Origin of the sequence: Paenibacillus tyrphae (genome assembly GCF_024158745.1) — a bacterium.
Taxonomy (GTDB): Bacteria; Bacillota; Bacilli; order Paenibacillales; family NBRC-103111; genus Paenibacillus_G; species Paenibacillus_G tyrfis_A.
In genome coordinates this window covers 58,295-75,313 of sequence record NZ_JAMZAW010000025.1, presented here as the reverse complement: position 1 = coordinate 75,313, position 17,019 = coordinate 58,295, and the positions used below count along the sequence as shown (strand labels likewise).

Genomic DNA, 17,019 nt, shown 5'->3' with positions numbered 1-17,019 from the left:
GGGTCTTCGTATAGGGATAGACCCGCGACAGTCAGCCAAGCTGCGGCACGTTGTGCCCAGGGATGCGCTGCTGTACGGGTCTTTTTGCTTTATTCGCCCATCTGCGGAAAAAGGGAACAAGGAGGTGTCCTGCGGTACTGCTGGTGTAGTTACATCCATGACAAGGAGGGTAAAAGCCATGCCACAGCCGAAATATATCACCGATATGGATAAGATTCCCCAAATCCCGCTTCAGGAGCGGGAGAAGCTTAAGCCCATTACGGAGAAATTCGTGTTTCGAGTGAATGATTATTACTTGAGCCTCATTAATTGGAACGATCCGAACGATCCGATTAAAAAACTTGTCATCCCGAACGAGGGTGAGCTGCTGGAATACGGCCGGTGGGACGCTTCCGACGAGGATACGAATTATGTCGTTCCCGGCTGCCAGCATAAATACCGGACGACGGCCTTGCTGCTCGTATCGGAAGTATGCGGCGCTTACTGCAGGTACTGCTTCCGCAAGCGGTTATTCCGCAACGATGTGAAAGAAGCGATGTCCGATGTCGAAGAGGGAATCGCTTACATTGCCCAGCATCCCGAAATTAACAATGTGCTCCTGACCGGTGGGGACAGTCTGATCCTGTCGACGGCACGCTTGGGCAACATATTAAGCAAGCTGCGGGCCATCGAGCACGTGAAGATCATCCGGCTTGGCTCCAAGCTGCCCGTGTTCAATCCGATGCGCATCTATGAAGACGAAGCGCTGCTGGATCTCATTCGGTCCTTCTCCTCCGCAGATAAGCGCATCTATGTCATGGCGCACATCAATCATCCCCGTGAAATCACGGAAGAGGCCAAAAGAGGGTTCGAGGCGCTGCATCGCGCCGGGGCTATCGTCGTGAACCAGACGCCGGTGCTGAAGGGGATTAACGACGATCCCGCAGTATTGGGCGAGCTTCTGGACAAGCTTTCCTGGGCCGGCGTTACGCCTTACTATTTCTTCGTCAATCGTCCGGTGGCCGGCAACAGCGAGTTTGTCCTGCCTTTGAAGCAGGTGTACGCTATTGTCGAGCAAGCGAAAGCTTTAACCTCCGGCCTGGGAAAAAGAGTACGTCTATCGATGAGCCATACGTCCGGTAAAATCGAGATTTTGGCGATCGAGAATGGAAAGGCTTACTTGAAGTACCATCAATCCCGGGACGGGGAGTACGGTAAATTTATGGTGCTGGATTGTCCGGAGGAGGCCGCCTGGTTCGACGATTTGCCGGGGAACGAGCGGTACTGGCATAAACCGGTGAAAAAGACGGACGCCATCGTTTCCGTGAACGAGCTGCCCGAGGTTCCCGCGGTTCGACGGGCGATCTCAAGTTAAACTAGCGAAAACAGCCAATCCTCTGGAAAATCAGGGGGCTGGCTGTTTTTTGCACATCGCTTCATGCTTCCGCGCGCTTCGCTTGAATACCTTGCGGAGCCGTCTTTTTCCGTCCCAAGAGGTTCGTGCCGATAACCCCCGCAATAATCATGACCGACCCGATCAGATGGTACACCGTCACCTCTTCCCCGAGAAACAGAGCCCCGGACGCGATCGAGACGATGGTCGCCAGATTGCTGAATACGCTCATTTTCGAAGCTTCCATCTTGGATAAAATATAGTTGGCCATCAGGGCGGTAGCAAGCGAGGACACGACGCCCAAATAAAAGATCGAGACAAGAAAGGTCCCGCTAGCCAGCGGCGCGACGAATTGGTCAAGCGTCCCCGCGGACGCGTGGCTGGCAAGCGAAACGATCAGAAACACGACGAAGCCGACGCCGAGCATAAAATAAGTGATTTCCGCAGGGCTGAACTGCTTCGAAAGCGAACGGGCCAGCACGCTGTATCCGGCAAAAGCGACGCACGTCAGGAACAGCAGGAAAATTCCGGTCATGTTCGCCAAGTCGATGCGGCTTCCTTTCATGACGAAGATGAAGACGACGCCGAAGACCGACAGGAAAATCGACAGCTTCTGCAGAACGGTCGTCGCTTCTTTCAAAAATACGGAGGCGAGCACCATCGTCACGACCGGGGTGAACGCGTACAGAATGCCGCCCTCGGCCGAGGTGGCGTGCTGCAGCCCGAACGCTTGCAGCGTAAAGAAGCCGAGCGGGTACATGGTTGCCAGCAGCAGCGCCTTCCACAGCGGCTTGCCGCGGTAGGTCAGCTTAACCCAGCCCAGTGCGACCGGAATCGACATGACCGCAAACGACGCGGCGAAACGAAACGTTAGCGTGTCGAGCGGCTGGGCCTCTTCGAGCGCGATTTTGGTAAACAGAAACGAGAATCCGATGATCGCCGCATTCAGTATGGCGAATACATAAGCAAGCTTTATTCCTTTTTGGTTCATGGGACAACCTTCTTTCCTGGACAGTCGGGTGCACGTTCGCTAACCCGTTACTTATAAGGTAAGGCCAATGGGGAAGCCGGACAATGTCATTTTGCTGCAACTGTACCGATACAGTCGATCGGATTCGTGTATAATGTGGGTAACAAGGAGGCGCGTGATGAAAAAGTATGTCTCGATCTTATCCGATATGGAGCATAAAATCCGGGAGGGGCACTTCGGTCCCGGTCGGAAGCTGCCGTCCGTCCGCAGCGCCGCGGAGGAGTACGGCTGCAGCGTCAGCACGATTATCCGGGCGTATGCCGAGCTGGAAAAGCGCCACGCGATCTATTCGGTCCCGCAGAGCGGCTATTACGTAGTCGAGAAGTCGGGAGATTGGCGCAGCGGCACGGTCAGCGAAACGATCGATTTTGCTTCGGCGTCGCCGGATTTGGACGTGTTTCCGTATTTGGATTTCCAGCATTGCCTGAACAAGGCCATCGATACGTACAAATACTATCTGTTTACCTACGGCGATTCGCACGGGCTGGAAACGCTGCGCCAGACGCTCGTTTCCCATTTGGCCGGCGATCAGGTGTTTGCCAAGGCAGATCGGATTCTCGTTAGCTCGGGCGTGCAGCAGGCGCTGGAAATTTTGGCAAAGATGCCGTTTCCGAACGGAAAGACGACCGTTCTGGTCGAGCAGCCGAGCTACGATTTGTATTTGCGCTTTTTGGAGGCAGAGGGCATTCCGGTTCGCGGCATCGCGCGGACGGCGAAGGGGATCGATTTGCAGGAGCTGGAGGAGCGGTTCCGCAGCGGCGGAATTAAATTTTTTTACACGATGTCGAGATACCACAATCCGCTCGGCACCTCGTACAGCGCGGAGGAGCGGAAGGCGATCGCCCGGCTGGCTGGCAAATACGACGTGTACGTCGTGGAGGACGATTATATGGCGGACCTCGGCGCCGAGCGGTTCGACCCGATTCACGCTTATGACCGGAGCTCGCACGTCGTTTATTTGAAGAGCTTCTCCAAAATCATTTTTCCCGGCCTGAGGCTCGGAGCCGTCGTGCTGCCGGAGCGGCTGCTGAAGACGTACCATAAGTACAAAAATTACCCCGACACCTCGCTGCTCTCCCAGGCGGCGCTCGAAATTTACATCAAGAACGGCATGTACGAGCGGCACAAGCACAAAATATACGGCTTGTACGAGGAGCGGATGCGCAAGTTGAACGAGGCGTTGCGGCGGCATAACGAAGCGGGGCTGATCGAAGCCGCGGACGTCCGTTCGGGCGTCTATGTCCAGTTCAAGCTGCCGCGGACGGTCAATATCGAGCGTCTGATGAAGCGCCTCGCAGAGAGGAAGGTCAACGTCGTTTCCGGCAAGCCGTTTTATTTGGCGGATTACGCGGAGCGGGAGAAGTTTATCCGCATCAGCGTTTCGCGGGCGCAGCGGGAGCGGATCGACGAAGGGGTCCGGGCTATAGTTGAGGAGGTGCGGCGGGGGAGCGGGTGGTAGAGCGATTGGGGAAGGGGATCCTGCCAGGAGGGGGGACCTCCCGGCAGGAAGCGGGGGAGCGGACTGGGCCGCCCGGGCCAGTATGTTGAGTACCGATTTGCATTTGCACTTTGAGATTTTTGCTAATGGGTTGCACGGCGATCCTGTTCCGTATATTGGACTGCGCGACGCGATGTTAGAGCTTCTGAACTTTTTCGAAAAAGACATGCTCAAGCTAAGTCGGTACATCCAGATTCCGCGCGAAGATGCTTTGCAAAGTATGAAACTTGAAATGATCGAATTGTTCAAAATGAATAATGAATGTTGACAAGTAGAACAGTGAAAATCCCACCGATAAAAGACTAGCTTCGGTGGGATTTCTCATTGCATTTATTTCTTCTGTTTTTTCACACTGTAGTATCTACCGATTGGTTAAATTTTAATAAACCGGTATAAACAGTTTCTCCGGTCCATCTTGGGTCATACTGATGGATAGATACGGGGGAGCCAGAATCTACACGTTTCCAAATTTCGTGAGCAGGATAAGCGTCATGTTTTCCAAGTACCTTTACGCGGCCATCCCGGTATACTCTGATATCGTATTCCCAATCAATATCCGGCGACGGGTTGAATGTAGGAATATTTACGGCAGCTTTAACGTGAATATCCACATACTCGTTATTCGGGCCCCATGTTTTGTAATTTAATTGAATACCGTTAGAAGAAGCTCTATCTGTGATCTCACGAAGAATTTGTCCGGTCTTTTTATCGACCGTCCTCTCAGTTGTTGGCCCTACACCAGGGTAGTGTGTCACGCTACCATTGTTAAAATTAACGACTAGATGAGAAGCCAACTTCCATTTATGGTCGTTGTTTTCCGTGTAATAGTCGAAACCACGATTATTACCATTATACAAAATTTCCACAGCGGATGTTTGCATAAATTGAATCCAAGCGTCTGGAATAAACGCTGTAATACGAACCTCTACGATATTTGCCATTTATAAGTCATCTCCTTTTGGTAACTTAGAAGATAGATAACTGGACGCACAATGCCAAGGGCCGTCCTACCCTAAGCATTGTGATAGATCATTCTACCTTCACTATTAAAGGTAATTACGCTGAATTGTTTACAACCATATGTTATGTTGTTGTGTAAAAAAATAAAAAAACCCTAACCGTTCGAGCCGGAAGGGGTATGAACTACAAGAACTTTGAAATTATTATGGGTTTCTGAGCATTTCTTCTTTCCATTGTTCTTTTGTGCCAATGAAAAAAAGATACACGGATTGATCTTCAAAGGTACCATCTGAGCGCTGAACTTCTACAACTTTTGCGCTCCGGGATTGAATCATATCGGATGCAAGCTTATTGCGGTTACCTTGTTCATCAAGGTAATAGATCTCCATTACGCCCGATGTTGAAGGATTGGATGTACGCAAAATACCATTGGCAGGAATTAAATTGACGTAATCACTTCCCTCACGAATAAGTGGAGGGCTATCTTTTTGATCGTATACAATCTTAACCCATCCCGTATAACCGTTAGGTAATACATAAACATGTTTATCCTGATTATTAATTCCGTAATTTGCGATAATAAATCCAAAAATTGTTATTGCAATAAAGACTATAAGATAAAGTACATATATTTTTTTAAACATTTATAATCACCCACCAATATTCTTTTTATCAAAATAATACCATGAGTTTACAGGATTTCACAAGAATACGGGACTCTTGCGACCATCCCGGCCGGAGTCGGTAGGTTTCGGCCCGTTCCGCTCGGGCCTTGTCAGGCAAGACAGAGAGTGACATACTTCCCACTAGCTTCCGCTATTGGGGGATTGTTTTATCATTTCATTTTCGTTCAGGGCATCGTCTAATCTCTTACTGGCCGCGAGGACTTCGGGATCGGAAAGCTCTTTCTTGGACAAGGCGTTCAATTCGGCCCTTAGCTTCTCAATCTTCATAGGTCGGCATCCTGTTCGTCGGGCGGAACCGTTCAGGTGGTCTATGACCCTGCGGACATGATAGAAGTGACGATCGAATACGAGGGATCATACGCCTTGGAAAGCACGTGAACTGGTCATCGGGGAGCGATCCGGAAAGCGGCCGGTCCTGCCGGATCATATGCAGAAAGAACCTGCGGACACCTCGCGTCTTCTGCGCGGTAATAGGTCTTGTTTATGGTTGGGTCACTATGTTTTTTTTGAGTTTTATCATTACTTTATTCGCGAATATTGCGGCTGGTGGCATATCGTTTGGGGGAGGATTATGGTATTTTCTTACATCCATTATCCCTGTCTCCATTATTGCTGGTATTTCAGGCTACTTTCAGGCTTTCAGGAAGGTTCGTCTATGGGTATATTGGATTTTATGTGCTTTTTTAGGTTTTCTAATTCCCCTATTCATGGGGTCAGTTGGTGCTGCATTGATGCTGATTTTAGAGTATGGCTTTGATCGTGTGATGTACTCGTCAGCGAATGATATCATGCACGATTACTTTAAACTAGCACCCCAATATGCCTTAATGGTACTACCAGTTACGACCCCTTTTTTGGCTCTTTGGCTTAAAGGAATGCAAGCTTTGCTGACCTATATTGAAAATAAATCGTAGGCGTTAGAAATTACTTAAAAAGAGACTAACCTCAACATATGTGGGTTGGATCAAAAGCCTCCTGCCTTAACGCACAATTTTACGCCACTGATGCGTTGTCTCGCAGGCAGGTAGGTAGTTCATGGAAGTCGGCACTTTGATTGAAAGTAGCAGAGGTAGACGTCTTTTAATATCCCCCAAAAAAGCGTAAAGGTAGACCTTACGCTTTTTTGGGGTGTTCATTAAACTACTCGTGCACCAAGATATAGGGGAGCAGCACTAATTGCACAAATCATTAAGGTAAATTCAACAGGTTCGGTACTGCCGCTATCAATATCAATCTCTATCAAGTCCACAGCGTTATAAGCGGATACCCAACCTTTAGAACCTATACCCCCATAGCCATTAACTACAGGAATTACGGCTCCGCCCCTAGAACCAAGCGAGACTCTAAAGGTACGACGATAACTATATGGATTTCTGATCGATAAACGTACAACAAGTTGCTGTCCGTACGAGCATTCGATTTTTCCATGGGAGTTACCCCCCGAAATGGTTACAAGATCATTTCCTCCAGAATCATCACCATAATACCCAAATCTATGGTATCTACCGATCGAGCTATCACCATCGATCGTGCCGAAATCTAGAATATTATAATATCCGTATCCCAACCCACATTCTTTATCACCAATTAGCTCTGCAAATTTCGAAGTTGCAGATGAATCATATTGGTACGCTAAATCAAATATAACAGCATCGGCAGCATAGCCCAACGTACTGGTTATATTTATCCTTGCAACTACGCCAAAATTGTGACCTGGAGCCACTTTAAAGTTAAAAATGGTCCCATAACCGTAAGAGCCGATTGTAATAGAAATTGGCGAATACTCGTTTAGGTAGTTTATCCATGCGTTAGAATCTGAGGCATCTTTTTGGCTTGTTTGTCCCCAATTAGAGGAATTTACATTGATGGTAAAATTGTTAGGATTATAAATGGTGATAGCAGATGTGATACTGTTTCCCGTATCATTCTGATGCCATGTATAAATCTGTCCATTACCAGAAACTTGTTGTCGATTTAACCAGCACCCTGAATCAGCAATAGCAGGAGGAGTGACCGATTCAGGGTTATTTGAGTAGAACAAGAAACCCCCAGAGAAAGAAGCACTTACAGAACCTGTTGCAATAGAAGGTTCTCGATCCCAACTCGCAAACGAAAAAGTAGGACTAAATTCATTTAGTACAATCTTCGCCATTTAAATCCTCTCCTTTTTAAAAAACCAGGGAAATTAAGGAAGTGATGAATGTCCTCAGGACCACCCAAAGTCGTTAAGACATAGTCGTATAACTTCCTTTTCACTAATAAAGGAGATTTGATAGTGTTAAGTACGACTTAGCAAGATTTTTTACAAGAGGATAAGACTAACTCTTTTCGAGAGTTCTTTGTATTTCCCCATTTTCATTAAAAAAACAGTATAAGGTGGCAAGTAAAGTGCTTATTCAAAGCAGATAAATCTACTTTTGAATAGGCATTTTTTATCAAATTTTAGAAAATTGAGAATATTGTGACACAACGATATGGTCTAACGCGTATTAATTATAAGATTTATATCCACCAATATGATAAAATATAAAAAAATGGGAACAAATGTTCCTATGTTGTATATATATTAAAAAAATGGTTGTTATTGTAATAATAAAAGTGCCTATATTTTTAGATCCCTCAAATTTTGATATTAGGGTGAGGTGGTAGTATGGTTCATGGCAGAGAATATAATGAATGTTTGCAAATGTTGAAAAGAATTGCTTGGAGACTACAATATCGGGCTAAATGTCAAAGAAAGAAAGAAATTACAATTGCCCCAGACAATGTTCTATACTCGTCATTTAAAAATCAAACGGATCTACTTTCAAAGCTTTATGTTGAAGAACTTGTAGGTCTTATTCCTTCCGATAATGCTCGGCGTGTTATTAAGAAAATCTATATCGAAGATAAGACAGAAAAAGTGGTTGCTTTAGAACTTAATATGACGCAACAGGCGGTGAATAAATGGAAAAAGAGAGGTTTAAGTATGATCTATCAGAAGATGATTTCTCACAAATATTAGATAAAGCGAAAAAAGGAGATAAAGATAGTATCCAAAAAATTTTAGAAATTTTCGAAGATGAAATAAAAAATTTGGCTAAATTTATCTTTATGCCTGAACAAGATGCAATACAAACAATAAAACTAAGGTTTCTAGAGACTATTCTACCTTGCAATAACTCTCTGAAAAAGAAGGAGTGAGCTACTTGGATCAAGAAGTATTAACCATTTTTTCAACTGCAGTGGGTAATTTAGGTTTCCCTATTGTTATAACAGGTTATCTTCTCCTGCGTTTTGAAAAGAAAATGGATCGTTTAAATGAAACAATACAAGAATTGTTAAAATTTAAGCGTGAAGAAATCAGCCGGAGAGAAGGTAAAGTTTAAGTAATTCTCTTTGGAGAGGATTTAACTACACCGGGTTCGAGGATTGACAGACACTGAAGATGACTGTAAAAAAAGAGAAATTTTTTTCATTAAAGCGGGCAAGTAGGGCTGCTTTTAATCCATCAAGCGGGGTTAGAATGAAGGCAGATTACTAGCTTATAATCGAAAAAACTCTCCTTACAGTTTGAAAATTCCTTTCAACTGTAAGGAGAGTTTTTTTAAAAGAAATTCCAAAACATACATGATAATAAAAGGACAGTACATATTGCCCCTATTGCAATAAAAATATAACCGAAGAGTCTCTCCAGTTTTTTGTGTAAAACTCTCTTGAAACAATGCTAACATATATAGTGACCGATCCGGTCAGGGAAGAAGACGGAGAGCTGAAGGAGCATTTGCCCCCTGAACACGTCCTGTCCATTTACGGGTGATATCCATCGTGGCTAAATACAGCATCTTGAGAGAGACTTCGTCCGAAGGGAAAATACTGTTACCCTTGGTTACCTTGCGAAGTTGCCGATGGTAGCTTTCGAGCATGCTGGTCGTATAGATCAGTTTACGGATCTCTCCTCACACGTCCTCAAACCGATCCAATTCAACTAGCTTCCTCCGTTGCAGCCTTGTAAATTGGCTTCAGATCAGCGGTGATCTTTTTTTGATCCTTGTAGAAGCGCGAAAACCCAGTTAACCCACATGCGGTATTGGACGCGCTCGAAAGGATAGGGAAATAATTCCCGTGGGGAGCAATTTCCTCCCCTTTTCCTCACTTCTATTTTAGCCGAATTTATGAAAAATCAAAAGGACCTTGCTTACATCTGGCCTTGCCGTATACGTTCCAAATTCGTCATGTCGAGGATGAAGGGAAAGAATACTTTTGGGCTAACGTGAAAGAGTTGGACGGCTGCCTCACATCGGGCAGCACATGGGACGAAGCGTACCGGAAGCTACAGGACGTTCTTAAAACCCACATCCAAAAATAAACTGGAATACGGCGATCCGACCCCGGAGCCGCAGGAATGATTTCAGCGAAAAGATTCTCCTCCGACTAAGCGGATCAAGAAGGCATTTTATTGAACCAATATATGCTGTATAAGTTGCAAATGAAAGAGTCCCTGACCAGTTTAATCGACTGGCGGGGACTCTTTTCATTCTCTCAACTTTATTTTGTGAAACTACTTCAATATCCATTGGATCAACCAAATGTCCAAGTGTCTTCTTATAGAATCTGTAAAGTTCTACCGGAGTCCCTCCATCAATTCGTTTATAAATCTCATGATTCGGGAAACCATCGTGTCTTCCATTAAACGTTACACTTCCAGTATTTCTATCAACAGAAATGTTGTATTCCCAGTCAATCGCAGGAGAAAGTTCCGGCAAAGCAGAATTTCCAGCCGAACCTCTGATAGATAAGGACGCAGACGTTGGGGTTAAAACTGTATTGTTATACGTGATATTCGCGTCACTTGTCAACGGATAGTCTTTAATAAATTCCTGTCCGGTTGCCCTATTTAGAATTTTCGTTCTAGTTGGTCCCACCGCTTTGTATACGTTAATTGTGGAAGTATTCCAATTGATTACAACATGTTGAGCCATTTTAAAGAGTTTAATATTATTTTCCGTCCAGTAGGTAAAATCACGGTTGTTTCCTTCACCATAATAATTGTTATAAGGATCAGCAGTAACGTATAACCAATCTTCAGGGATAAACGCTGTTACACGCAATTCCATAATACTTGCCATTTATATCATCTCCTATCGGGATTATAAGATGAATGATAAGGGCGCATAACATAAAGGTCGTCCACCCTTAAATGCTATGTTGATATCAATCACCTTCACCCATATAGGTAATCAGGATTAGTTTTCTACAACCGAACGTTAAACTTTTTAATAATGTCCGATCAGTGAAAGGAATCTCGGTCATTTATGCCACGACATCGAATAATCTTAGAATAGGTCAAATCTGCTGGGTCAAGTAATTAACATTCAGCGTAAGAAGCGAAAGACGCTTAAAATAATAAAGAGATCGCGACCCAATAATGAATGATATTTGATAATATGTGAAATGTGTAGTTTATTGAGAAATAATGTTAATATTAAGATTGATTTACTTGGGAGGGATCAACCATTTGTATTAAAATGCGCTCTACGTTAGTAGGTCTTATTTACGGTTTGGTGACTATGTTTTTTTTGAGTTTTATCATTTCTTTCCTCGGGGATTTCGCGGCTGGCGGCATGTCGTAAGGGGGAGCGTCGTTTGGGGGATGGTTATGGTTTTTTGCGACATCCCTTTTTCCTGTCTCCGTTATTTCTGGTATTTCAGGTTACTTCCAGGCATTCAGGAACGTTCGTCTATGGGTATATTGGATTTTATGTGCTTTTCTAGGTTTTATAATCCCTCTATTCATGGGGTCAGTTGGTGCTACGCTGATGCTGATTTCAGAGTATGGCTTTGAGCGTGTGATGACCCCGTCACCAGAGATTACAGCGAATGATATCATGCATGACTACTTTAAACTAGCACCCCGATATGCCCTGATGGTACTACCAGTTACGACACCCTTTTTGGCTCTTTGGCTTAAAGGAATGCAAGCTTTTCTAACCTATGTTGAAAGTAAGTGGAAAAAGGAGACCCTGTGAGCCGTAAGAATCGAATCTCCTTCGAACCGGCCAGATCATGATGAGTTAATGCGCGTAAACAAGGTCACGGTGCCTTAAGATTCCCAATTTTCGAATTAAAAATGTCACAAAATAAAGGGCCTATCAAAAGTAGCTGCACTTTTGATAGGCCCTTTATTTAATCTTATACTGTTTTTGTAATGGAATGCTCCATTGGGGCATACAAAGACAGCAGTGTCTGCTTTCTAAATCTATAAATCTCAACTGGTGTACCTTGATCAACACGCTTATAAATTTCATGGTTAGGATATCCATCGTGATATCCTTGAATAGTTACTTCTCCATTTTGCTTAACAGTAACGTTGTAATCCCAATCGATTGTAGGAGCTAGGTTAACACGTGGATTCTCAGATGAACCACGAAGCCAAATTCTTGCTTCGGTACCGTCAGAATTAAACGACCAGTTGTAATTCATATCATTAGTATGCGTTTGCCCTTCCTGATATGTTACGTCTCCCGTTATATAGTTAAGAGTCTTCTGTCTTGTTGGACCAACTGCATTATAAACATTAACGGTTTTGTTGGAAAAGTTTACAACAGCATGCTGAGCCATTTTAAAAAGGTGTGGCTGGTTCTCTGTCCAATAAGTAAAATCTCGATTATTACCTTCGAAATAAATATGAAAGCTTTGATTGGTGGTAAAATGAATCCACGCGTCATCAATAAATGCTGCGACACGAACTTCTACAATATTCGCCATGAAAAAACATCCCCTTGAAATAAATTAGAAGATGGATGATAAGGACGCAAAAGATAAGGTCCGTCCTAACCTTTTTATCTTTTGATTTGATCATCCTACTTCACTATTTAAGGTAAATTAAGACTTGTTATTTACAACCAGTTAAAAAAATAAACCAACCCCATGTTCAATTATGGGGTTGGTTTATTATTCCATTTTTCTTTAGTCCCAACAAAAAAGGTAAGTTTCTGAGGTGTTTTTTCTGTTGTTCCGTCTGTATTCCCAGTTCCCCCTGAAGAGGTCTTTAATCCATGGATCATTTCTGCATTTTCTGGAAAATCGGTCCTTTTCCCGTCTGCTTCAATATAGTTAAAAACCATGGGTCCTGTAATGTTTTTACTAGAAGTCATTATTTTCCCAGAAGAAGGAACCTCATATATAATAAACTGATTCTCTTTTTTCAATGCAGGATACCCCGGTTGTTCGTATATAACTTCCACCCACCCCGTAAAACCCTTTGGTAACAAAAATTTATGGGTAGGCCTCTCCGATATGTTGAAGAAAAATATCCCCCCCACAACAAGACAAAGCGTTAGTATCGCAACTAAGCCAATAACACCTTTACTCTTCATGAGATTATCACTCCTTTGTTTTCAACCCATTAATTATTTAGACGCTTATTCTTAGCATTATGTTTCCATTAAGGGAGGAGGTGCATCCGAGTTAAACAGAGCTATTGGTATGATCCGTGGGACGATCTCGATGTTGACATCGGCACTGCTGGTACACCCTTTCTGGTTTAAAATTTAAAGAAAAGTAGCGATGTACATTAGATTCAGCGATTGGAAACATGCACATCATCACATGCGAAGCGCTGCGTACCCGATTACTAGGGCCGCGGGGGAGAAGAAGCCGCTCCTTCGGGACCGATAGTATCCGGGTGTCTATTTTTTGCTCTGTCCGAGCTTGAGAACTAGCGTTTTTTTAATCTGAGCCCTTGCGCGACCAGCGAGAACAAGACGACGCTGAAGGTCAGCAGATCTTATCCCGTATCTGGAGGCGTCTGGGAGATTTGTATAATAGCAATCGAAAAGAAATCTAGCTGCCGCTTCATGCTATAATAGGTGTAGGCAAATTGTGTATCTTAACACCAAGGAGGATATGTAATGGGAACAGGTAATCCGGTAACGATAACAGTGGAAACGATCGTTCATTCTCCCGTCGAAAGCGTGTGGAACTATTGGACGGATCCGAAGCATATCACGCAATGGAATAAGGCTTCCGATGATTGGCACACGCCATACGCCGAGAATGATCTGAGGGTCGGCGGTAAATTCCTCTCGAGAATGGAAGCCAAAGACGGCAGCTTTGGATTTGATTTCAGCGGAGTATACGACGAGGTGAGCATTAACGAGAGCATCTCCTATACGATCGCCGACGGTAGAAAAGTGAAGATCGTTTTTATTCGCCAAGACAACGACACGAAAATCATCACATCGTTCGAAGCGGAAGAGACCAACAGCGTCGAGATGCAGCAAGCCGGGTGGCAGGCGATTGCAGACAATTTCAAACAGTATGTGGAAACCGCTAAAGAAGAATAAGATCATTCGCAGCCTTAGAAGCGCATGCCGACATCGGCATGCGCTTTGCGTAGTGGTTATTGTTCCAACACCTTTTCAAGCCCGCCGCACCAATTACTCCAGCCATACTTAGCTCCATTGAGCGCTTGAGCATTGGAGATTCCGGTTTGTTCGAGATGAAGGTTAACCTTTCCATCCCCTAAATCCTGCAGCGTCCAGGTGACCGTATGTTTCTCTCCTCCGCTGGCCCAAGTATAGGACAACCGGTTTGGTGCGTCCACGATAAGCACTTCGCCGTCAACAATTCCATCCCACCATTCGGTCGGCTGCGTGCGAAACTGAAAACGGTGTCCTACGGCGGGCTTAAAATCATTTTCCATCGCCTGACCGGTGTGGATGTTGACCACCCACTTGGCAAGCTTGCTTGAATCGGTTAAGGCGGACCAAAGCTTCTCGATCGATGTCGTGTACTGAAAATCCAAGGATAATGTTAAACTCATTCTTCTTCCTCCTCTAATAGTTGGTTCAAGCGCAACATATTCATACTCCAGAACTTGCTATAGAAAGCCACCCAATCTTGAATTTCTCTGAGTGGAGAGGCATTAAGCCTAAATCGCGTTTCTCTGCCGACTTTTCGGTCAAGGACCAGTCCGGCCTCTTTAAGGATTGTCAAATGCTTGGAAACCGCTGTCCGGCCCATTGGAAACTGTGCCGTTAACTCATGAAGCGGTATCTCCTCTTTCTCTGCTAACAGACGAATCAGTCGGCGCCTAGTTGGATCTGCAATCGCGTCAAACACATCCCGCAACGGGTTGTTCTCGCTCACAACACCCTCTCCTAAATATTATTTTCTGTAGTAGAAATCTATTGGCGGTACGAAGGGACAGCCGTTAATTTCACCACCTCCTTAAAGTCTGCGGCTCTTCGGACGTAACGCCCACGAGGCGATATTTAGTGCAGCATATGAAAGCGGAAGGATCATAGCAAACCCGTAATCGCCATAATCGTTAGCAAACGCATGAGATAAAGCCGCACCAGTCATTAAAAAGAAGATACCCGCGTGAACCCATTCTTTAAGCCGAGGAAAACCTGGCACAACAAGAGCGATGGCTCCAAGCACTTTCCAAATCCCGAGAATGGTCAAGACGTATAAGGGGTAACCAAGATTCGTCACTAACTCGATGTTTCCCCCATATTGCATCAGTTGCCCGATACCACTTAACATAACAGCTGCTGCGAGTAGTAATGTGACTGTCCAATAAGCAATCATTTTTCCTCGGGGCTGGGTTCCTACTTTCACGGTTGTTTCCTCCTCATAATTGTTTCAAGTGAAGCTTATTCAGGTTCCAAACTTTCCAAATGACTAACTGCTAATTGGACACCATTCGGTGACGATTTGATTATAGGACACCATTCGGTGTCGTGTCAACAACATTTTTAAACTCAGCATTAAAAAGCCTCAGTGCGATAATGCCGAGGCTTTATGATCATGTCTCCACTTCCCATTCCGCACACACAAAAAAAGATCTCCTTGTCGGAGACCTTCCGGTTTAGCAGCTCTTTTGCCGATATCCGTTCTATCCATCCGGCACAACCCGATAAACGTTTTTCTTCCCTATATTTTGCAAAATGCAGGTTGGCACACATGACATTTTCAACACATCCGTTATCCCTTTTGCATTTTTCGTCAAGGTTAACATCAAGATTGTTCCTCGCAGTCTAGCGGTATGCCGGGGAAGTTCGGTGGATACGAAATTTCCTAGAGAAGACGCCGCTACCCGATTTCTAACGAGTCCGTCGCTGTCCTTCACCTTAAACATTCTTATCGGATGCAGCACATGGGGATGCGCTCCCAGCACGACATTCACACCATTCTTAAACAACAGCCGCATGAGCCGGATTTGGTTGCGGTCGGGATAAGTTCGAAATTCTTTCCCGAAATGCAGGCAAGCGATGATAAAATCTGTTCTACTCTTCATGCTGCGCACGTCTGCTATCATTTTTTTCCGGTTTAGCCTGTTGACTAACCACGGCTTCGGCACGGGGATCCCGTTCGTTCCTTTCGTATAAGCCAATATTCCGATTTTTATTCCCTTTACGTTAACAATCAGTTTCCGGCGGGCTTCCCGGGCGGAGCGATACGTGCCCGTATGTCGCAGACCGTGTCGATCGAGGACGTTTAATGTCCGCTTCAAACCGGATCGTTTCCCGTCCATACAATGGTTATTGGCTGTGCCTAATACATCGAAGCCCAAGTTCCGGAGCGTAGCAGCGAATTTGTCCGGGGAGCTGAACAACAGTTTTCCGGGCTCTTCGCGAAAATTTTTGCCGGAGAAGGTTGTCTCCAGATTGCCTATCGTTAAATCGGCTTTCCGCAGATAGGGTTTCACTTTGGCAAAAATAGGGGCGAATCCGCCTTCCCGCGCGGCCGAGGCGATCATCTTCTTTTTCATCAACAAATCCCCGACTGCAGCGATTGTGATTTTCGTCAATCCACCCACTCCTTTCATGATTACACCTTATGCGATGGACAAGCGAAATGCTTGTAAGTTGGGCACCCTCGGTACGGCCAGAAGAAAAAGCCCAAGCCTGGATCGGCTTGAGCTTTCGCATTCTAACCCTCTATAGGTTGACGCTTCTTAAACAAATATCTGCATAGACGATCACATCCTGCATAGACCGTACCCACCATGATGGTACTGGGGCTGGGGTCCGACAGAACCAATAATCGCATCGATTTTATTCTGAGGAATGGTAATAAAACGAGTTTTTCCTGAGTGTCTTACTCTTAGAGTTAGTACAAATACGTCAAAACAAATAAGAGTGCCAGTGAAAGTACGAGCATTTGTTACAACTCGGATCTTTTCCTTTTTGAGCAATAGCTTTCGCAGCAAATTATGATTAAATTTAAATTTTCCTTTATTCGATGCCATCGCTTGCTCCTCCTTTATATCACGATCGATTACAATGTATGGGAGAATTGGACAAATTGTTTGGGGCCGACTCACACATTTTTCAAAAAAGCTTCCGCCAGCGTAATTTTCCATAAGTCTACAAAATCGTCGTATATATGACGAATTTCGCATAATGGAAGGGAGGGACAGGTACGATACACCGGAAGCTAACATCGTCTCTTCACCAAAGGTTAATATTCGAGTAATTCCCTT

20 protein-coding genes and 2 pseudogenes are annotated in these 17,019 nt (G+C 44.9%); 8 read left to right on the top strand and 14 right to left on the bottom strand.

Going from position 1 to position 17,019, the window contains the following annotated elements; translation table 11 throughout:
- Positions 1 to 178: 178 nt before the first annotated feature.
- Entirely contained in the window at positions 179 to 1,354 is a 1,176-nt protein-coding gene (locus tag NI000_RS29465; protein ID WP_253414926.1) for a KamA family radical SAM protein, read from the top strand.
- 61 nt (positions 1,355 to 1,415) lie between these two features.
- On the opposite strand, the gene NI000_RS29460 is transcribed toward NI000_RS29465, so the two are convergent.
- A complete protein-coding gene (locus NI000_RS29460) occupies positions 1,416 to 2,363 on the bottom strand; it encodes a DMT family transporter (protein WP_253414925.1) in 948 nt (315 codons plus the stop codon).
- A 157-nt stretch (positions 2,364 to 2,520) separates the two neighbouring features.
- Between NI000_RS29460 and NI000_RS29455 the strand changes: the two genes are divergently transcribed.
- Positions 2,521 to 3,861: an aminotransferase-like domain-containing protein gene (locus tag NI000_RS29455; RefSeq protein WP_253414924.1), complete on the top strand. Its 1,341-nt coding sequence runs from the start codon at positions 2,521 to 2,523 to the stop codon at positions 3,859 to 3,861.
- A gap of 82 nt (positions 3,862 to 3,943) precedes the next feature.
- Positions 3,944 to 4,168: a hypothetical protein gene (locus NI000_RS29450; protein WP_253414923.1), complete on the top strand. Its 225-nt coding sequence runs from the start codon at positions 3,944 to 3,946 to the stop codon at positions 4,166 to 4,168.
- A 79-nt stretch (positions 4,169 to 4,247) separates the two neighbouring features.
- Here NI000_RS29450 and NI000_RS29445 read toward each other — a convergent pair whose 3' ends face one another.
- From NI000_RS29445 to NI000_RS29435, 3 genes are all read right to left on the bottom strand, one after another.
- Positions 4,248 to 4,841 carry a DUF3238 domain-containing protein gene (locus tag NI000_RS29445; protein ID WP_253414922.1) on the bottom strand — a complete coding sequence of 198 codons (594 nt, stop codon included), beginning with the start codon at positions 4,839 to 4,841 and terminating at the stop codon, positions 4,248 to 4,250.
- A gap of 222 nt (positions 4,842 to 5,063) precedes the next feature.
- Positions 5,064 to 5,504, bottom strand: coding sequence for a DUF6843 domain-containing protein (locus tag NI000_RS29440; protein WP_253414921.1), 441 nt, complete (start codon positions 5,502 to 5,504; stop codon positions 5,064 to 5,066).
- A 162-nt stretch (positions 5,505 to 5,666) separates the two neighbouring features.
- A complete protein-coding gene (locus tag NI000_RS29435; RefSeq protein WP_253414920.1) occupies positions 5,667 to 5,813 on the bottom strand; it encodes an aspartyl-phosphate phosphatase Spo0E family protein in 147 nt (48 codons plus the stop codon).
- Between the two features lie 2 nt (positions 5,814 to 5,815).
- On the opposite strand from NI000_RS29435, the pseudogene NI000_RS37345 reads away from it, so the two are divergent.
- Positions 5,816 to 6,012 (top strand): annotated as a pseudogene (locus tag NI000_RS37345) (transposase); the annotation flags it as partial.
- A gap of 31 nt (positions 6,013 to 6,043) precedes the next feature.
- Entirely contained in the window at positions 6,044 to 6,460 is a 417-nt protein-coding gene (locus NI000_RS29430) for a hypothetical protein (protein ID WP_253414919.1), read from the top strand.
- A 221-nt stretch (positions 6,461 to 6,681) separates the two neighbouring features.
- Here NI000_RS29430 and NI000_RS29425 read toward each other — a convergent pair whose 3' ends face one another.
- Complete coding sequence (locus tag NI000_RS29425; protein ID WP_253414918.1) at positions 6,682 to 7,698, bottom strand: hypothetical protein; 1,017 nt, start codon at positions 7,696 to 7,698, stop codon at positions 6,682 to 6,684.
- A gap of 794 nt (positions 7,699 to 8,492) precedes the next feature.
- Here NI000_RS29425 and NI000_RS29420 point away from each other — a divergent pair.
- On the top strand, positions 8,493 to 8,729 hold the full coding sequence (locus NI000_RS29420; protein ID WP_253414917.1) for a helix-turn-helix domain-containing protein: 237 nt from the start codon (positions 8,493 to 8,495) through the stop codon (positions 8,727 to 8,729).
- Positions 8,730 to 8,734: 5 nt separating this feature from the next.
- Positions 8,735 to 8,914, top strand: a complete 180-nt coding sequence (locus NI000_RS29415) for a YvrJ family protein (protein ID WP_253414916.1) — start codon at positions 8,735 to 8,737, stop codon at positions 8,912 to 8,914.
- Positions 8,915 to 9,252: 338 nt separating this feature from the next.
- On the opposite strand, the pseudogene NI000_RS37340 reads toward NI000_RS29415, so the two are convergent.
- The 4 genes and pseudogenes from NI000_RS37340 to NI000_RS29395 all read right to left on the bottom strand — a co-directional run.
- A pseudogene (locus NI000_RS37340) lies at positions 9,253 to 9,581 on the bottom strand (transposase); the annotation flags it as partial.
- Between the two features lie 290 nt (positions 9,582 to 9,871).
- Positions 9,872 to 10,654, bottom strand: coding sequence for a DUF3238 domain-containing protein (locus tag NI000_RS29405; protein ID WP_253414915.1), 783 nt, complete (start codon positions 10,652 to 10,654; stop codon positions 9,872 to 9,874).
- 1,063 nt (positions 10,655 to 11,717) lie between these two features.
- Positions 11,718 to 12,293, bottom strand: coding sequence for a DUF3238 domain-containing protein (locus tag NI000_RS29400; RefSeq protein WP_253414914.1), 576 nt, complete (start codon positions 12,291 to 12,293; stop codon positions 11,718 to 11,720).
- A gap of 170 nt (positions 12,294 to 12,463) precedes the next feature.
- Positions 12,464 to 12,904 carry a DUF6843 domain-containing protein gene (locus tag NI000_RS29395; protein WP_253414913.1) on the bottom strand — a complete coding sequence of 147 codons (441 nt, stop codon included), beginning with the start codon at positions 12,902 to 12,904 and terminating at the stop codon, positions 12,464 to 12,466.
- A 534-nt stretch (positions 12,905 to 13,438) separates the two neighbouring features.
- Here NI000_RS29395 and NI000_RS29390 point away from each other — a divergent pair.
- On the top strand, positions 13,439 to 13,873 hold the full coding sequence (locus NI000_RS29390; RefSeq protein WP_253414912.1) for an SRPBCC family protein: 435 nt from the start codon (positions 13,439 to 13,441) through the stop codon (positions 13,871 to 13,873).
- A 56-nt stretch (positions 13,874 to 13,929) separates the two neighbouring features.
- Here the strand turns inward: NI000_RS29390 and NI000_RS29385 are convergent, their stop codons facing one another.
- The 5 genes from NI000_RS29385 to NI000_RS29365 all read right to left on the bottom strand — a co-directional run bounded on the left by NI000_RS29385 (position 13,930) and on the right by NI000_RS29365 (position 16,785).
- Positions 13,930 to 14,352 carry an SRPBCC family protein gene (locus NI000_RS29385; RefSeq protein ID WP_253414911.1) on the bottom strand — a complete coding sequence of 141 codons (423 nt, stop codon included), beginning with the start codon at positions 14,350 to 14,352 and terminating at the stop codon, positions 13,930 to 13,932.
- Positions 14,349 to 14,678: an ArsR/SmtB family transcription factor gene (locus tag NI000_RS29380; RefSeq protein WP_253414910.1), complete on the bottom strand. Its 330-nt coding sequence runs from the start codon at positions 14,676 to 14,678 to the stop codon at positions 14,349 to 14,351. Before NI000_RS29380 ends, NI000_RS29385 begins: the two co-directional genes overlap by 4 nt.
- An 81-nt stretch (positions 14,679 to 14,759) precedes the next feature.
- Positions 14,760 to 15,122: a DoxX family protein gene (locus NI000_RS29375; RefSeq protein ID WP_253414963.1), complete on the bottom strand. Its 363-nt coding sequence runs from the start codon at positions 15,120 to 15,122 to the stop codon at positions 14,760 to 14,762.
- 307 nt (positions 15,123 to 15,429) lie between these two features.
- The gene (locus NI000_RS29370) at positions 15,430 to 16,344 is read right to left on the bottom strand and encodes a CapA family protein (protein ID WP_253414909.1); all 915 of its coding nucleotides are present in this window, start codon (positions 16,342 to 16,344) and stop codon (positions 15,430 to 15,432) included.
- 171 nt (positions 16,345 to 16,515) lie between these two features.
- Complete coding sequence (locus tag NI000_RS29365; protein ID WP_253414908.1) at positions 16,516 to 16,785, bottom strand: hypothetical protein; 270 nt, start codon at positions 16,783 to 16,785, stop codon at positions 16,516 to 16,518.
- Positions 16,786 to 17,019 lie beyond the last annotated feature (234 nt).

Bases quoted from the DNA above. Each gene is read 5' to 3' on its own strand.
- NI000_RS29465 (WP_253414926.1), top strand. From the start codon at position 179: ATGCCACAGCCGAAATATATCACCGATATGGATAAGATTCCCCAAATC.
- NI000_RS29460 (WP_253414925.1), bottom strand. From the start codon at position 2,363: ATGAACCAAAAAGGAATAAAGCTTGCTTATGTATTCGCCATACTGAAT.
- NI000_RS29455 (WP_253414924.1), top strand. From the start codon at position 2,521: ATGAAAAAGTATGTCTCGATCTTATCCGATATGGAGCATAAAATCCGG.
- NI000_RS29450 (WP_253414923.1), top strand. From the start codon at position 3,944: ATGTTGAGTACCGATTTGCATTTGCACTTTGAGATTTTTGCTAATGGG.
- NI000_RS29445 (WP_253414922.1), bottom strand. From the start codon at position 4,841: ATGGCAAATATCGTAGAGGTTCGTATTACAGCGTTTATTCCAGACGCT.
- NI000_RS29440 (WP_253414921.1), bottom strand. From the start codon at position 5,504: ATGTTTAAAAAAATATATGTACTTTATCTTATAGTCTTTATTGCAATA.
- NI000_RS29435 (WP_253414920.1), bottom strand. From the start codon at position 5,813: ATGAAGATTGAGAAGCTAAGGGCCGAATTGAACGCCTTGTCCAAGAAA.
- NI000_RS29430 (WP_253414919.1), top strand. From the start codon at position 6,044: ATGTTTTTTTTGAGTTTTATCATTACTTTATTCGCGAATATTGCGGCT.
- NI000_RS29425 (WP_253414918.1), bottom strand. From the start codon at position 7,698: ATGGCGAAGATTGTACTAAATGAATTTAGTCCTACTTTTTCGTTTGCG.
- NI000_RS29420 (WP_253414917.1), top strand. From the start codon at position 8,493: ATGGAAAAAGAGAGGTTTAAGTATGATCTATCAGAAGATGATTTCTCA.
- NI000_RS29405 (WP_253414915.1), bottom strand. From the start codon at position 10,654: ATGGCAAGTATTATGGAATTGCGTGTAACAGCGTTTATCCCTGAAGAT.
- NI000_RS29400 (WP_253414914.1), bottom strand. From the start codon at position 12,293: ATGGCGAATATTGTAGAAGTTCGTGTCGCAGCATTTATTGATGACGCG.
- NI000_RS29395 (WP_253414913.1), bottom strand. From the start codon at position 12,904: ATGAAGAGTAAAGGTGTTATTGGCTTAGTTGCGATACTAACGCTTTGT.
- NI000_RS29390 (WP_253414912.1), top strand. From the start codon at position 13,439: ATGGGAACAGGTAATCCGGTAACGATAACAGTGGAAACGATCGTTCAT.
- NI000_RS29385 (WP_253414911.1), bottom strand. From the start codon at position 14,352: ATGAGTTTAACATTATCCTTGGATTTTCAGTACACGACATCGATCGAG.
- NI000_RS29375 (WP_253414963.1), bottom strand. From the start codon at position 15,122: ATGATTGCTTATTGGACAGTCACATTACTACTCGCAGCAGCTGTTATG.
- NI000_RS29365 (WP_253414908.1), bottom strand. From the start codon at position 16,785: ATGGCATCGAATAAAGGAAAATTTAAATTTAATCATAATTTGCTGCGA.